Consider the following 12,065-nt stretch of genomic DNA (forward strand, 5'->3'; position numbering starts at 1 on the left):
GCGCGATGAGGTGGCCATCGAGCTCCACGCCCGCGTCACCCTGGCGGTCGGTGGCGACGGGGAAGGGGAGCTGCGGGGAGAGCCAGCGCAGGTTGGGGGAGCGGGCGCGCAGGCCGAGCAGGCGCTTGAGGCCGGTCGCGGCGCGGCGGGGGGCGCGGGCCGCTTCGGCGAGGGCGGCGGCACCGACGAGGAACTCTCCGGCGCTGTTCACCGCGATGACGGAGGGAAGGCCCGAGCCGTCGGTGCCGGGGAGGGGGATGGGCGTGGCGACGCCGTCGATGAACGCGGCGACGCGAGCGTGCGAAGTGCCCACGTCGATGCCGAGCACGACCTCCGCCGCCGCGGGCGGGGTGACGGGAACGGCGGGAGCCAGGTCGAAGAACGTGCGGCGGCGGCTGCGCGCGGTGCTCTGTGTGTCAGTGGAAGGCGGCGGCCCGGCTTCGTCGGTCCGTGGGGGCGGGAGCGCGATGGAGGTCTGGGACGGCGGCTGTGGTTCGGCCGTGCTGGCTTCGCTGGAGCCCGGGGAGGCTGCCGCCGATGGTTGTCCCGACGTCGCGCTGATGGGCGAGGCGGCTTCGCTGGAGAGCCGAGAGTCTTCGGCGGCCGATGGTTGTCCCGACGCCGCGCTGATGGGCGCGGTGGCTTCGCTGGCGCGCGGGGAATCTGTCGCGGCCGATGGCTGTCCTGACGTCGCGCTGATGGGCGCGGTGGCTTCGCTTGAGCGGGGGGAGTCTGTCGCGGTCGATGGTTGTCCCGACGCCGCGATGATGGGCGCGGTGGCTTCGCTTGAGCGGGGGGAGTCTGTCGCGGCCGATGGTTGTCCCGACGTCGCGCTGATGGGCGCGGCGGCTTCGCTGGAGCGCGGGGATTCTATCGCGGCCGTTGCTTGAGGCAGCGGTTGCTCCGACGCCGCGCTGATGGGCGAGGCGGCTTCGCTGGAGCGCGGGGATTCTATCGCGGCCGTTGCTTGAGGCAGCGGTTGCTCCGACGCCGCGCTGATGGGCGCGGTGGCTTCGCTGGCGCGCGGGGATTCTGTCGCGACCGTTGCTTGGGGCTGCGGTTGCTCCGACGCCGCGCTGATGGGGGCGGCGGATTCGCTCGCGCCAGAAGACTCTGTCGCGGCCGATGCGCGTGGAAGAGGCTGTTCCGAAACCGCGCTGATGGTAGCGGCGGCTTCGCTGTCGCGTGGCGACTCTGTCGCGGCCGATGCTTGAGGATGCGGTTGTTCCGAAACCGCGTTGATGGGCGCGGCGGCTTCGCTGGAGAGCCGAGAGTCTTCGGCGGCCGATGGCTGTCCTGACGCCGCGTTGATGGGCGAGGCGGCTTCGCTGGAACGAGGCGACTGCTCCGTGGGGGAGGCCTGCTGCGAAGACGTACCGACCTGTGCGGTGGTCTCGCTGGCGGCGGCGGACTGTGGCTCGGCGGAGATCAGCGCAGGCGGTTGTTCCGAAGTCGAGCTGTCCGCGCCGGAGGCCTCGTTGTTCCGTGTGGGCTGCGCCGCGGTGGATTCCCGCGGCGATTGCTCGTCGGCCGGGCTGACCGGAGTGGTGGCTTCGTTGCCGCTGGGAGCACTCGCTTCGGTGTGCTGTGTGGCTTCGCCCGAAGCGACCGGTGACGCGGAGTCGCTGGTGGAGACCTGGAGCGGCGTCGACTCCTCAGCGGGCGGCTCCGTGTCGGAAGCGAGCTCATTCGAGGAGGACACGACCGACGGGGTGGACACCGTCGGAGCCGGAGTCTCCTCGGACGTCACCGTGGCCGGTGCCTCGGACTGCGTCTCTTCGTGGGACTCCGCGGCCCGCACCGAAGCGAGTGCCTCTTCGTGCTCTGGCGCTTGGACCGACGCCGCGTCTTCGGAGGAAGAGAGCGCAGATGAGCCGACGAGCGCCGTCCATGCATCCTCGGTCGGCAGTTCGACCACGACGACCGTCGATGCGTCCTCTTCTTCCAGTGGAGGCGCGGAGACGGATTCGGGCGCACGGTCCGAACTCGCCGTAGGCGCATCCGCGGAGGTCGTGACGGCTTGCGTGTCGCGCTCGGGCTCCGTGCTCGACTCGTGGGTGTCCGTGGCCCCGACAGCTTGTTCAAGCGCCGCGGCGAACGGATCCTCATCCTCCGAGTCCGTGCGGAGCGTGCGTGGAAGGGAGTCCGGGTCGATGCCCCACGCGCGAAGGCGCTCGGCCTCCCGTTCGCTCGGCGTCGCGACTGGCTCTGGAGGAAGAAGCGTTTCCTTCGGCGCATCCGCCGCATGGAGCTCCACGGGCTGCGACGTCGCCTGGGGAGCGTCTTCTGCTACCTCGGAGTCCGTGGCAGCCGAGGAGGTCTCCGCTGCAGAGAGTGTCTCCTCCGTCGAGCCCTCGGCGGCGTCGGAGTCTTCGGGCGCCCGGGAATGACTCTCTTCCGGAGGGAGCGGCGCCTCCTCGGCGCCTTCCGTCGCATGGGCGCCCGGTGCGAACGAGGAATCGGGCTCCGCGGGAGCGGGGGCCTCCTCCGGCTCCATGTTGAGGTCGACGTCGAAGTCGAACGCCGGATCGGAGTCCGCCTGCATCTCGCCGGACACGGCTGCCGGTTCCGCTTCGCCTGTCGTGTCCGCGAACGCGGAGGCCGTGTCACCAGTCGCCTCCGTCGTGGACTCAGAGGTCCACCCGGAATGCCCGGGAGTGTGCGCGGCTCCGAGCACGGCGTTCGGATCAAACGCGTCCACGGACGCGGGAGTGAAGGGGTGCGCGGAGGCTTCGCCAGCGTCAGGAACTCCTGATGCCGCTGACTCCGGCGGAGGCGCTTCGTCTCCGGGTGCCTCCGGAACGGAGTCGTCCCGCTCAAGCACCGCGGACTGCGCTTCCTCGCGACCGTCATCGGCCTCCGGCGCAGCGGGGGCGTCCGCTGTGTTCGGAGTGAAATCCCCAGCAGAGGCGTCGGTGAATGAAGCCGCAGGGGTGTTCTCGCTACCTGTGGGCGCCTCCCAACGCGAAGCTTCATCGGCCGCGGCTGAATCCGCCGGCGCGTTCGCCCCCGCCTCGGACGCATCAACCTGCTGTGGCTCCGCGGGAGGCTCCGGCGCCCTCACGGCCGCGAAGGTGCCAGAGAGCGCGGGCGTCCGTTCCCCGGCCTGGACTCCGCGGGACGCGGGAGTCGTTGGCTGGACCGTGAACATCTCCTGGGTCGCCCGTAGCGCATCCAGGCCTGCCGGAGGCCTCCGTGGCTTCCGCGGGAAGTCCACCGCCGGTAGGAGCGGCGCCAGCTCCTCTTCCTCTTCGACCGCGTGCTCTGGAAACAGCGACACCGGCTCATCGGGTTCCGCCAGGTCCGGCGGCGTTTCCGCGACGGGCAGCTTCACGGCCGGCAACGTCATGGACGCCTTCGGCGGCGCGGCGCGCGTCCATGGTTCCTCTTGGGCCACCTTCGCCGGAGGCTCCACCGGTGCCGGCGCCTCGCTGCCGGACGCAGGCCGTGCCGGATTCGCGGCCGGAGTCCGTCGCACCAGCCCCGGCGGCGCCACCTCCGTGCCGCTCCGCCGCGCGACGATGCGATCGATGAGCGCCTTGCTCGCCGCGTCCAGCTTGGTGAAGCGCACCGTCATCCCGGTGCGTGCGCTCCCCGCGTCCGCCTTCAGCACCACGCCTTCGCCGCGCAACAGCCGCGTGCCGTCCGCGAGGACGAACTCGAACGCCAGCCCCGTGCCTTCCGGCTTGAGCGCTCGGGTGGCCACGAACACTCCACCACGCCCCACGTTCGAGCCATACCGCTCGATGAACTCCTCCTCTCCCGTGTACGGGAGTCGGATGCGCAGGGGGAGGAGCTTGGGGGCCGGCCCGGTCATCGCAAGGGGATCCGCACGTCCCCGCCGGAGCCCTGCACCACGAGCGCCAGCCCATCGTCTTGCACGGCGTCCGGTGGCACCTCGAACAGCAGCGCCACTTCCGTGCGCTGCGCGGGCGCCCACGTGGAGGGCAGGGGCTTCGTGCCGGCCACCGCCTGCGCGTCACGCGCCAGCGGATACGTCTGCCCCTTCGCGTCCGTGAGCTTCACGCCCTCCAGCGTCAGCGGCGCGGGCATCCCGCCCACGTTCTGGGTGATGAGCTCCACGCGCAGGAACAGGTCCTCCGTCGTGAGGCTCAGCCCCGCCTTGCTGGAGCCCTTCACCGAGTGCGACGCCTCCAGCCCCGTCACCTTCATCGCCACCGTGTCCACGTGCACGGTGTCGTTGCGCTCGGGCAGCCGCAGCTTGCGCGGGCCGCTGTCGCCCATGCCCGCGGCCAGGCCCGCCAGCTTCGACTCCTCTGGCTCGCGCTGGGGCGGCTGCGGACGCGTGGCCACGGCGCCGCCCTGCTTCACCCGGTCCGCCTCCGCGCGCAGCTTCTGGAGCGTGCGCGCGTCGGCTTCCTGGCCCTCTTCGGGCGTGGAGGCCTCCTTCGTGCAGCCCCCCCACAGGAGGGCCGCCGCCAGGAACGCCAGGGGGCGGGATGAAGCGCGAGGACTCACGCCGGGCTCGCGCCCTTCACCAGCTCGAAGAGCTTCTCGAGCGCCACGGGCAGCTTGTCCGCGTCAGGGCCGCCGGCCTGCGCCATGTCCGGCTTGCCGCCGCCCTTGCCGCCCACTTCCTTGGCCATCTCGCGCACCAGGTTGCCCGCGCTGATGCCCTTGGCGACGACGTCCTTCGTGGCCGCCACCAGGATGACGGCGCGGCCGTCCTTCTCACCGCCAATGGCGATGACGCCCGAGCCGATGCGGTCGCGCAGCTGATCCGCCATGCCGCGGAACACCTTGTCGTCCGCGGGGTCCACGCGCGTGGCCAGCACCTTCATGCCGTTGACCTCGCGCGCCTGGTCCAGGAGGTCCTTCTGCGAGGCCGACTGGGCCTTCACCGAGACCTCCTCCACCTTGCGCTCCAGCTCCTTCACGCGCTTCTGGGTGGCCTCGACGCGGACAGCGACCTCCTTGGGGTTCGTGCGCAACAGCGCCGCGACCTTCTTGAGCTCGTGCTCCTGCTCGCGCACGAACTGGAGCGCGCCCACGCCCGTCACGGCCACGATGCGCCGCACGCCGGAGGCGACGCCGCTCTCGCTGGTCACCTTGAACAGGCCGATGTCGCCGCTGCGCTTCACGTGCGTGCCGCCGCAGAGCTCCGTGGACTCCGGGTGCACGGTGACGACGCGCACGGTGTCGCCGTACTTCTCACCGAACATGGCGACGGCGCCGGACTTCTTCGCGTCGTCGATGTTCATGACGCGCGTCTGGGCGTCCGCGTTGTCACGCACCCAGGTGTTCACCAGGTCCTCCACCTGCTCCAGCTGCTCCTGGGTGGCGGGGGAGAAGTGCGAGAAGTCGAAGCGCAGGAAGTCCGGCGCGACGACGGAGCCCGCCTGCTTCACGTGCTCGCCGAGCACGCGCTTGAGCGCCTTGTGCAGCAGGTGCGTGGCGGAGTGGTTCGCGCGGATGGACTTGCGGCGCTCCACGTCCACGGACGTCTGCACCATGTCGCCGACCTTCAGCGTGCCTTCCTTCACCTCCACGCTGTGGACGATGAGGCCCTGCACCGGGCGCTGCGCGTCCTTCACCTGCACCACGGTCTTGCCGCCGTGCGCGACGATGCGGCCCGTGTCGCCCAGCTGGCCGCCGGACTCGCCGTAGAACGGAGTGCGGTCCAGCACCACGTCCACCGTGGCACCCGCGGAGACCTGCGGCACCTCCACGCCGTCCTGCACCAGGGCGATGACGCTGCCTTCGCCCTCGTGGCCCTCGCCGTCGTAGCCCAGGAACTGGGTGGGGACGGTGCGCGAGAGGACGGTCTGGAAGACTTCCGTGGTGGACTTCTTCTCGCCGTGGAAGTCCTGGTCGTCGGCCTCCTTCCCCTTGAGCTTGTTGAAGCCCTCCAGGTCCACGTCGTAGCCGCGCTCGCGCGCGATGATCTGCGTGAGGTCCCACGGGAAGCCGTAGGTGCCGTGCAGCAGGAAGACGACCTCGCCGGAAAGCAGCTTGCCGCCGGAGGCCTGGAGCTTGGCCAACTCCTCGTCCATCAGCTTGAGGCCGCGGTCGAGCGTGCGGCGGAATCCATCCTCTTCGTGCTTGGCGACCTCGAGGATGAAGGTGCGACCATCGCGCAGCTCGGGATAGGCGTCGCCCATAAGCTCGATGACGCGGTCCACGACCTTGAAGAAGAAGGGCTCGTTGATGCCCAGCCGCGTGGCACCGTGACGGATGGCCCGGCGCATGATGCGGCGCAGGACGTAGCCGCGCGCGACGTTGGAGGGCTGGACGCCGTCGGCCACGAGGAACGCGGTGGCGCGGGCATGGTCCGCGACCACGCGCTGGGACGCGCCGCCTTCCTGCGTGTAGGGCTTGCCGCACAGCTCGCTGACAGTGGCGAGGATGTCCTGGAAGAGGTCGGTGTCGTAGTTGGAGCGCTTGCCCTGGACGACGGCCGCGATGCGCTCCAGGCCGGCGCCGGTGTCGATGGACGGCTTGGGCAGCGGGATGAGGGGCGCGTCCTTCTCCTTGCGCTCGAACTGCATGAACACGAGGTTCCAGATTTCGAGCCACCGGTCGCAATCACACGCGACGCCCTGGCACTTCTTGCCCGCGGCCTCTTCCACGCAGGGGATGTCGTCGCCCTGGTGGTAGTGGATTTCCGAGCAGGGGCCGCACGGGCCGGTGTCGCCCATGGCCCAGAAGTTGTCCTTGTAGCCGAGCTTCAGGATGCGGTCGCGAGACACGCCCTCCTTCGCCCAGAGATCAAAGGCCTCCTCGTCCCAGGGGATGTTGTTCTCGCCGTTGAACACGGTGACGGCGAGCCGGTCGATGGCCAGGCCCAGGCGCTTCGTCACGAACTCCCAGGCGAACGAGATGGCGTCGGCCTTGAAGTAGTCGCCGAAGGAGAAGTTGCCGAGCATCTCGAAGAACGTGTGGTGGCGCGCGGTGTAGCCCACGTTGTCGAGGTCGTTGTGCTTGCCGCCGGCGCGCACGCACTTCTGGGAGGTGGTGGCGCGGCGGTAGTCGCGCTGCTCACGGCCGGTGAAGACGTCCTTGAACTGGACCATGCCGGCGTTGGTGAACAGCAGGGTCTGGTCGCCAACGGGCACCAGCGAGGAGGAGGCGACACGGCGGTGGGCGCGCTCCTCGAAGAACTGGAGGAACGCCTCGCGGATCTGGGAGGCGGTGAGGGCGGAAGGCATGGTGTGGGTATATGCCACAAGAGGGCCGGGCGCAGCAGTTCCTGGACGGGTCATCCCCCCTGGGACGGGCCATGTAGGCAGGGCTGACGACCGGGGGGCAGGGGAGCGGCCGGGGGCGGGGTGGGTGGCCTGCTGTGAACGCTTGGGGGCCCCAGGTTCCATGCTCGGGCGTCCCTCCGGCCATCGCGCTCCAGTCCTCTCCCCCTATCGCGTCATCGCGGAGCCAGGGTGTTTCGCTCCAGAGGGCGCGACGACCAGTGTTCCTCGATGGCCTGGACGAACTCGGGACGAACGATTTTCGCGCGCGCGAGCAGGAAGTCCCCCTCATCGCGACGGAGGTAGATGCCCTCCATGGGTGCATGGGTGAGGCGCGAGGGGCCGAGCAGGTTCACCACGTCGTCCGCCGTGAAATGCCCGCGCGCGACAGTAGGGACGGCCGCGAGGCCGAGCGAGGCCACGAGGGCGTCTCGTTTCGGGGAGGACCAGAAGCGTCCGGCCTGCTTGTCGTAGACGTCGAAGGCGAGGAACCAGTCGGGCAAGGCGTCGTAGTGCACGCTGTGGACCGCGAAGCACCATTCGCCAAAGAGCATCAGGTGTTGGCCCAGGGTCTCGACAAGCTGCTGGCGCCTCGTCTCAAGCCAGGGCCACAGCGGCTGGAACTGGGGGGATGCTCGGGGACCGAGGTAGGCGCCGCGGTTCTGGGCTCGCAGCTCGCCTTCAGGGCCTACGGAAATGCCAAGGTTCGCCCCGTCGATCTTCTCCTCGATGAGGACCTCGCCATCGAGGAACTCGCGCGCCTCAGGTGGAGAGAGCACCTTGTCATGGCGTACCGGCCTGGCGGAAAGCCAGGCGAGGTGCGGGGTGTGGGGGAACTTGAAGAAGTCGTCAGTCATCACTCCCCACCCTTCCGCTCGTGGAGCTCCTCGATGTCCTTGGGGCAGAGAAAGTGGATGCGGACCCCGCAGCGCTCGAGCTCTCTCCGCAGTCCCCACCATTTACTGTCCGTTGCCTGGAGGATGGGCGGCCGCTCCTCGTGGGCACAGCTTGCCGCGACGAACTTGCGGTCCGAGGGATCGAAGCCGGCAAGCGCCTGGTCACGGGGAAACTCCTCGAAGTCGCGGGGGTCGTCCTGGCGTGGCGTCAGCGCGACCCGGACGCAGCGAGCCGGATTGGCGTGATTGGTCAGGACCCACTTGAGGAAGCGATCTCCCACGCCTGGCTGGCCCGTGGGAGACAGCTTGTGTTTGTACTCGTTGATGATGAGCCAGTTGTCATCAAGAACGATGCGTCCGCCCTGGGTCACGGAGTTGATCGCCCGGACACAGGCCTGAACGCACGCGGGGCTGACCGTGTTCGCGTTGTTGGCGGTGAGCGGCACATTGGTGTCGACGACGAATAGCGCAGGGGACGCGTTCATTGGGGGGGCTGCTCCTGCTGGCGCTTCATCGCCGCCTCGGTCATCGCGACGAGGTCGCCCATGTCGTCGCCGAAGAAGTCCTTCGGCCAGTTGATGATGTTCCCGTACTCGTCAAGCTTCAGCTTCTCGATGCGCGAGCCCTCAGGACCGGGTGAGCAAAAGTAGAGGGCTGTCTCCTCCGGCAGCAGTTTTCCTTCCGCGATGCGCCGCTGGATTCGGCGCAAGAGGTGCTCGGAGTGGCTCTCAACGAGCAATTGGATGTTTCGAGGCTGTCCATCCTCACTGGCGTGAATCGCATCGATGAAGACGTCCGCGAGTTCCGTCTGTGCTTTGGGATGAAGGTGGAGTTCAGGCTGCTCGAAGAGCAATGTGGAGCCGGGCTCGGTATAGAAACATTGAAGCAAGACAGGCATGACCTGGGACACGCCGAACCCAACGTCTGGCAATCGAACCGCCATCGGGCTGCCAGGAGTGCGAACAAAGACTTCGTACTCTTTCCGGTTGGGGGCGATGGGCCGCACCTCGAAGGACTCCAGCAGTCCCATGCGGACCAGCTTCTCAGCTACCAATTGCGCAAGAGGCCGGCCAGGGTGGTCCTCCACCTGGATTGAGCGCTCATTCGAAGCGAGAAGCGCGGCAACCGTGAGGCGGCCGTCTTCGCCTACGTTCTCGGGGGCCTCACCCGACCAGAGATAGGTTCTTCGAGGCGGCACTCGCAGGGGGCCCAGATACTGTATTGCGTCCAGTTGGTCTTCGAATTCGAGCGCAAGGCTGTCGATGTCGCCGGGGAACTTGTAGTGCGCATCGGCTTCATGAGGGAACCCGTAGAAGTGAATGGGGGCTGATAGCGCCTCCCCTGCAGCTTCTTTCCTGGCAAACGCCAAGTTCTCCTGAAGTAATTCGTACCCTGGCCCCTGCGCGCGCCTGGCCATGCCGATGCCGTACGTGGACCGTGGTGTGTTCAGCCGATAGATGAACTGCTTTAATTCGATTCTGGCGGACTGCTTGTCTTCTTGGCCAATCAGGGCCTCGAAGGAGCGGGAAAGAAGCGGCAGGTTCTCCACCTTGCCTTGCGTGGTGGAGGGTACCTTGATTGTGGCCGGCCCTCCTTCCTCCGGCACCCTGATGCTCCACTCCATGTTGAAGCGGAGGAGCGCGGCAGGATCCTGGCGAAAGAGCATTTCCGGAAAGGTCCCCATATCGACGGGAGTGCTCTCGTCGCCCAGGTGGAGCACGCGCTTCCGGTCTCGCGACTGTGCTGTCTGCTGCAAGAGGAGGAGGAATTGCTGGAGGCTCGTCTTCCCCGAGCTATTCGTTCCAAAGAACATCGTGAGCGGCGCGAGCTGGATGTCGCCCGTGTCCTTCCACGCCTTGAAATTCTGGAGGTGGAGCTTCTTGAGCATGCCGCCCGTTCTACCTCACTCCTTCTTCGGTTTCGTGCGGAGCATGGATGCGTCCATCCGCGCTCAGCGCAGCTTCACTTCCTGGTTCTCCTCTCGACCCGGCGAGGCTCGCGGACCGCGCGCGTTGGGCCGATAGGACAACGTGGCCCCATGGCGAACCCGTCCGGGCGCTGCCGCACTCGGAGCCATCCACCACCACCTGCTCTCGGCTGGCTCCGCATGGAACTTGAGGCTCAGCAGTTCCTGGACCGGTGTGCCGGTCGCGGTAGGCTGGCCCCGCCCACATGCGAGCGAGCAGCTTGCTTCGCCAGGGCCTCGTCATGCGTATTGATCGCAGGAGCTTCTGGTTCCTGGATGCCGTCGTCGAGCTGAGGGAGAACCTGGCGGTCCTGAGGAGCCCCGACATCGAGGTCATCCTCAACCGGCGCACCCACGGGTTGGAGGCGCGGGAGCTGGCGCCAATGCTGGCCTCCCTCTGCGAAGCCGGGCTCATCAGGGTGAAACACTCTGAAACAGACGCTCTCGTCCGGACGCTCCCGGAGATTGAAAGCGCGCTCGCGGTGAGTTCGTGCAAGCCGGGACGCTACTCGGGCTTCTGGTATGGCCTGACGCCCGAGGGCGGGGCCGCGTGGGAGTCACTGACCCGGCCGGATTGGAACCGCTACTCCACGAGTTCGCGTCGGCGACGGGAGGTCTGCATCCAGGCGGGGAGTCGTGAGGTCGCGGAGGCGGAGTTCGCCTGGCAATCCATGGAGCCTTCGCAGGTGCTGGTGCCTGGGAGCGAGGTTTGGACCGTCATGCGACCCTGGCCGGCGACCTACTGGAAGACGCTGCCCATGGGATTCCAGGTCCGCTATCGATGGGCCCGTTGAGAGTTCGCCGCGCTGCGACACATGCTCTGAGTCTCGGCTTCTCACGGACTTGGAACGGGCACGCAACTCCCGGCGCCATGGACCGACAATGTAGGCAAGCCTCCCTGCTGCTCAACTCGGCTCCCCCTCCCGAGGTCCCCTCATGGTCCAGGTCACGCGTCCTTCCAGCCTCACGCCGTCCGCGCAGACGCGGGTCGCTCAGGAAGCCCCTGCCCGGGCCAAGGGCGCGCAGGGCTTCAACGCCATCGTGAAGGGGGACAGCTTCGCGTCGGTGGCTCAGGCGGGGTCGCAGCAGGTCAATGCCCTGCGCCTCCCCATCCCCTGGCCCGGCAAGGGCGAGGCGGACAAGATCGGCTGGATCCAGAAGGCGTATCCGCCGGCGAAGGACTCCACCGCGGAGTTCATGAAGCTCAACCAGGCCGTGCGCGCGGGCCAGAACGTGATGCCCCCCGAGGCCAAGAACTGCGTGTTCCTGGCGGTGGGCGGTCTGCTCTCCGAGGCCGCGCCCAAGCAGGTCTACTTCGACAAGAACCTGGACGCGCTCGAAGCGCAGGGCCTCCAGGTCGGCCGCGTGCCCGTGGACACGGACATGGGCGTGGAGCACAACGCCGCCATCGTCCGGCAGGCCGTGCTGGAAGCTTCCAAGAACGGCAAGCAGGTGGTGCTCATCGGCCACAGCAAGGGCGGCCTGGACTCCGCGGCGGCCCTGTCGATGTACCCCGAGCTCCAGGAGCACGTGCGCGCCCTGGTCACCATCCAGTCGCCCTACGGCGGCTCGCCCATGGCGCAGGACCTGCTGGACAACCCGCTCGTGCGCTACGGCGTGGGCGGCGCTGTCGAGGCGCTCGGCGGCAGCATCCAGGCGGGTGAGGACCTGACGTACGACTCGCGCAAGGAGTTCCTGGCGAAGCACCCGATGCCGCCGGGCATCCCCACCGTCTCCATGGCCTCCACCACCGCGAACCCCACGTCGCCGCTGTTCGCCATGCAGGAGTACATGCACCAGCGCTACGGCGTGAAGTCGGACGGCCTGGTGCTCCCGCAGGACGCGTTCATCCCCGGCTCCAAGTCCGTGACCCTGTCCGGACTGGATCACCTGGACTCCACCGGCACGACGCTGAACCCCTTCAAGCCCTACCAGCCCGAGGACCTGACCCTCTCGCTGGTCGCGATGGCGCTGAAGATGCCCAAGGGCGGCTGAATC

Annotated in this window: 8 protein-coding genes and 1 pseudogene; 2 read left to right on the forward strand and 7 right to left on the reverse strand. The window is 68.2% G+C overall.

Annotated elements, in window-relative coordinates:
* The 7 genes and pseudogenes from D7W82_RS41005 to D7W82_RS19685 all read right to left on the reverse strand — a co-directional run.
* On the reverse strand, positions 1 to 2,557 hold a 2,557-nt coding region (locus D7W82_RS41005; RefSeq protein WP_233587804.1), incomplete at its 3' end, for an Hsp70 family protein.
* Between the two features lie 972 nt (positions 2,558 to 3,529).
* A pseudogene (locus D7W82_RS19660) lies at positions 3,530 to 3,817 on the reverse strand (TIGR02266 family protein); the annotation flags it as partial.
* On the reverse strand, positions 3,814 to 4,479 hold the full coding sequence (locus D7W82_RS19665; protein WP_120619814.1) for a hypothetical protein: 666 nt from the start codon (positions 4,477 to 4,479) through the stop codon (positions 3,814 to 3,816). The gene D7W82_RS19665 and the pseudogene D7W82_RS19660, both read right to left, overlap by 4 nt.
* A complete protein-coding gene (gene alaS, locus D7W82_RS19670; protein ID WP_120619815.1) occupies positions 4,476 to 7,169 on the reverse strand; it encodes an alanine--tRNA ligase in 2,694 nt (897 codons plus the stop codon). Before alaS ends, D7W82_RS19665 begins: the two co-directional genes overlap by 4 nt.
* A gap of 212 nt (positions 7,170 to 7,381) precedes the next feature.
* Positions 7,382 to 8,062: an RNA ligase family protein gene (locus tag D7W82_RS19675; RefSeq protein WP_120619816.1), complete on the reverse strand. Its 681-nt coding sequence runs from the start codon at positions 8,060 to 8,062 to the stop codon at positions 7,382 to 7,384.
* Positions 8,062 to 8,586 (reverse strand): hypothetical protein, encoded by a 525-nt coding sequence (locus D7W82_RS19680; RefSeq protein ID WP_120619817.1) that lies wholly within the window; start codon positions 8,584 to 8,586, stop codon positions 8,062 to 8,064. Before D7W82_RS19680 ends, D7W82_RS19675 begins: the two co-directional genes overlap by 1 nt.
* Positions 8,583 to 9,989, reverse strand: a complete 1,407-nt coding sequence (locus D7W82_RS19685) for a DUF3696 domain-containing protein (protein WP_120619818.1) — start codon at positions 9,987 to 9,989, stop codon at positions 8,583 to 8,585. Before D7W82_RS19685 ends, D7W82_RS19680 begins: the two co-directional genes overlap by 4 nt.
* A 320-nt stretch (positions 9,990 to 10,309) precedes the next feature.
* On the opposite strand from D7W82_RS19685, the gene D7W82_RS19690 reads away from it, so the two are divergent.
* The gene (locus D7W82_RS19690; protein WP_147439396.1) at positions 10,310 to 10,861 is read left to right on the forward strand and encodes a hypothetical protein; all 552 of its coding nucleotides are present in this window, start codon (positions 10,310 to 10,312) and stop codon (positions 10,859 to 10,861) included.
* Between the two features lie 142 nt (positions 10,862 to 11,003).
* The gene (locus D7W82_RS19695; protein WP_120619820.1) at positions 11,004 to 12,062 is read left to right on the forward strand and encodes a triacylglycerol lipase; all 1,059 of its coding nucleotides are present in this window, start codon (positions 11,004 to 11,006) and stop codon (positions 12,060 to 12,062) included.
* The last annotated feature ends 3 nt before the right edge of the window (positions 12,063 to 12,065 follow it).

The sequence above is a fragment of the Corallococcus sp. CA049B genome, from assembly GCF_003611685.1.
Taxonomy (GTDB): domain Bacteria; phylum Myxococcota; class Myxococcia; order Myxococcales; family Myxococcaceae; genus Corallococcus; species Corallococcus coralloides.

Coding starts and splice junctions, on each gene's coding strand:
- alaS (WP_120619815.1), bottom strand. CDS start 7,169: ATGCCTTCCGCCCTCACCGCCTCCCAGATCCGCGAGGCGTTCCTCCAG.
- D7W82_RS19675 (WP_120619816.1), bottom strand. CDS start 8,062: ATGACTGACGACTTCTTCAAGTTCCCCCACACCCCGCACCTCGCCTGG.
- D7W82_RS19680 (WP_120619817.1), bottom strand. CDS start 8,586: ATGAACGCGTCCCCTGCGCTATTCGTCGTCGACACCAATGTGCCGCTC.
- D7W82_RS19685 (WP_120619818.1), bottom strand. CDS start 9,989: ATGCTCAAGAAGCTCCACCTCCAGAATTTCAAGGCGTGGAAGGACACG.
- D7W82_RS19690 (WP_147439396.1), top strand. CDS start 10,310: ATGCGTATTGATCGCAGGAGCTTCTGGTTCCTGGATGCCGTCGTCGAG.
- D7W82_RS19695 (WP_120619820.1), top strand. CDS start 11,004: ATGGTCCAGGTCACGCGTCCTTCCAGCCTCACGCCGTCCGCGCAGACG.